4 protein-coding genes are annotated in these 2,834 nt (G+C 63.7%); 1 reads left to right on the top strand and 3 read right to left on the bottom strand.

Annotated elements, in window-relative coordinates:
- Positions 1-85: 85 nt before the first annotated feature.
- Both rlmH and rsfS read right to left on the bottom strand, forming a co-directional pair.
- On the bottom strand, positions 86-568 hold the full coding sequence (gene rlmH, locus E5W70_RS29905) for a 23S rRNA (pseudouridine(1915)-N(3))-methyltransferase RlmH (protein ID WP_292664886.1): 483 nt from the start codon (positions 566-568) through the stop codon (positions 86-88).
- A gap of 61 nt (positions 569-629) precedes the next feature.
- The gene (rsfS, locus tag E5W70_RS29900; protein ID WP_023678068.1) at positions 630-1,007 is read right to left on the bottom strand and encodes a ribosome silencing factor; all 378 of its coding nucleotides are present in this window, start codon (positions 1,005-1,007) and stop codon (positions 630-632) included.
- Positions 1,008-1,246: 239 nt separating this feature from the next.
- Here rsfS and E5W70_RS29895 point away from each other — a divergent pair, with 239 nt between their 5' ends.
- Positions 1,247-2,104 carry a mechanosensitive ion channel domain-containing protein gene (locus E5W70_RS29895; protein ID WP_292664885.1) on the top strand — a complete coding sequence of 286 codons (858 nt, stop codon included), beginning with the start codon at positions 1,247-1,249 and terminating at the stop codon, positions 2,102-2,104.
- Positions 2,105-2,132: 28 nt separating this feature from the next.
- Here E5W70_RS29895 and E5W70_RS29890 read toward each other — a convergent pair.
- On the bottom strand, positions 2,133-2,834 hold a 702-nt coding region (locus tag E5W70_RS29890; protein ID WP_292664884.1), incomplete at its 5' end, for an MFS transporter.

Raw genomic sequence — 2,834 nt, 5'->3', positions numbered from 1 at the left:
CCGCAAACCCCATGAGCCCAAACTGTCGATGAGCATTGGGGCAAAAATCCGGGCGACTGGCGTCAATTCGCCGACCGAGCCGACTTCATGAACGATGGTAGGGGTGGCCGGAAAGGATCGTGGCCGCCCTGTAAAGCTGCTCGCCCAGCATCACGCGGACCAGCTGATGCGGCCAGGTCAGCGCGCCGAGCGACACCGTCAGATCAGCCAGGTCGCGCACCGACTGGTCATGGCCGTCGGCGCCGCCAATGGCGATCACCAGCGCCTTGCGCCCGCCATCGCGCAGCGAGCCTATGCGGCCGGCGAAATCCTCGGAGGAAAGGTTCTTGCCACGCTCATCCAGCAGCATCAGCGCCATGCCCGGTTGCAAGTGCGTCTGCAGCTTCTGACCTTCCTCGCGCCGGCGCTCATTGGCCGTCTGCGCGCGGCCTTCGGCAATCTCGACGATTCCGGCGAATTCGAGGCCTACGGCAGGACCGCTCTTGGCAAAACGCTCGAAATAGCGATCGGCCAACTGCTTCTCGGGGCCGGCTTTCATTCGGCCCACGGCATGAACGGTAATCTTCATCCTTGCCTCGAAGAGCCGCTGATGCATGTCGGACAACGACATGCATCAAGACGAATACGGCTCAGTGGAGGGTCTCCTCCTCGAGATCAGGCGCCTGCCACATCTTTTCGAGATTGTAGAAGTCGCGGACCTCGGGGCGGAAGACATGGACGATGATGTCGCCCGAATCGATCAGGACCCAGTCGGCGCCAGCCAGCCCCTCGACGCGCGCCGTGCCGAGCCCGGCATCCTTGAGCGCCTTGAGGAGATGATCGGCGACAGCCGAGACATGACGGTGCGATCGGCCCGATGCGACGACCATGTAGTCGCCGAGGCTCGATTTCCCCTGAATGTCGATTGAGACGATGTTTTCGGCCTTGGAGTCTTCCAGACTGGCAAGGACTGTCTTGATGGCGCGGGACACGGCGTCGTTTACGCTGATCCCGGCCGGCGAAGGCACGATGTCGGCCTTCTTCCGCAGTGCTGTTCTCAGTGTATTTCCTTTCGCAGCAAGAACAACCAAATCACCTGTGAAATCAGGTGACACTGCTTAGATAGGCAGAGTTAGGTTGCAGTTTCAAGACACCGCTCGCAAGCAGGCACCCGGCAGCGGCCGAATATCCGGCTTTTCGGGCCAGAAATTCGGAACCGCCTCGCCCCGCAGCGGTTATCGGCTCATCCACGAACCGGAATCCCGACATGCCAATCGATCCCCAGAACGCTCTCCTCACTGTGCAATCCGGCCTTGCGCAGCTCAGCACGCTGATCGTCTCCTACTCGCTTTCGGCGGTCGGCGCCGTCATCCTGCTGGTCATCGGCTACATCGTCGCCGGCCTCGCCGAGCGTTCGATCTATGCTGGCCTCGGCCACGTTCACGGTTTCGACGAAACGCTCCGCCATTTCTTCTCGCAGGTCGTCCGCTACGCCATCCTGGGTCTGGTCGTGATCATGGTTCTCGGCCAGTTCGGCGTGCAGACGGCTTCGATCATTGCCGCTATCGGTGCCGCCGGCCTGGCTATTGGCCTGGCGCTGCAAGGCACGCTACAGAACATTGCCGCCGGTATCATGCTCCTGGCGCTGCGGCCGTTCCGCATCGACGAATATGTCGAAGTCGGCGCCATATCCGGTACCGTCGAGGAGATCGGGCTGTTTGCCACAACGCTGAGAACGGTCGAAGGCGTCTATGTGCTTGCACCCAACTCGACCCTGTGGAACCAGCCGGTCCGCAATTTCACCCGCAACGGCGTGCGCCGCGGCGACATCACGCTCAGCATCGGCTCGTGGAACGACATCGATTTCGCGCAAAAGACCATGCTTGGCGTCGCCGCCGCCGACCGGCGCGTCAGGCGGCAGCCGGCGCCGATCGCCTTTGTCGCGACCGTCGGCGACAGCACCGTCGCCATCACCTTGCGCTACTGGACGGCGGCCGCCGATTTCTTCGTCGCCCAGATCGACCTCACCAAGAGCGTCAAGCAGGCATTCGATGCCGAAGGCCTTTCAATTCCGGCGCCGGCGCCGCAAGCGCCGCAGCCGGATGCCTCAGCCACGCGGCAATAGAGCATTTGAAAAACCAACTGGAGGGCGTTCAAAGCTCTCCGCGCCCGCGCTGACCTTCGGGCGCGAAGGCGAGATCGACAGGCAACGGCGCCTGCGCCGTCATCGGCGCGAAACTGCCGGTCTCGGTGGCGGGCACCGGCCGCACCATGACGACCCGCCAAAGAACGAACAGGCAGTAGGCTGCGGCAATGAGGATCGCCACATAGATGAAGGCCTGCGTGCCGTAGATGGCAGAAAGCCCGGTCACGATGCCGGGCACGACGAAGCCGGACAGCGACCAGGCGAACAGAAGCGAGCTCGACAGCGCCACCATATCGTCCTTGCCGGCGCGGTCGCCGGCATGGGCGCTGGCCAGAGAGTAGATCGATTCCGAGGCACCGTCCCAGACCACGTAGATGACGAGCAGCGCCGCCAGCGCGCTACCGTCGAAACCGAGCGCAAACAGGCCCGCCGCGGCGGCAAGCGCCGATGCCGCGATCAGCACAAAGCGCCGGTCGGTGCGGTCGGAAATCCAGCCGAGCGGAATCTGCAGGATCAGCGTGCCGACCGGCATTGCCGAAAGCAGCAAGGCGACGTCGGCCTGGCTGTAGCCTCTGGCTGTGGCATGGATCGGCGCAAAACCCGAGATCGTCATCGACAGGCCACCGACGGCAAGCATGCCGGCAACGCCGACCGGTGAGATCCGCCAGGCGCGGCCGAGCGCCACCGACGCCGCTTGCGGCGCCGGCGC

Origin of the sequence: Mesorhizobium sp. (assembly GCF_005063415.1) — a bacterium.
In the GTDB taxonomy this organism is placed as follows: Bacteria; Pseudomonadota; Alphaproteobacteria; order Rhizobiales; family Rhizobiaceae; genus Mesorhizobium.
The sequence above is the reverse complement of the archived record's forward strand: the minus strand, read 5'-3'. Positions and strand labels throughout refer to the sequence as shown.

Excerpts from the sequence above, each read along its gene's own strand:
- rlmH (WP_292664886.1), bottom strand. The coding sequence starts at position 568 with ATGAAGATTACCGTTCATGCCGTGGGCCGAATGAAAGCCGGCCCCGAG.
- E5W70_RS29895 (WP_292664885.1), top strand. The coding sequence starts at position 1,247 with ATGCCAATCGATCCCCAGAACGCTCTCCTCACTGTGCAATCCGGCCTT.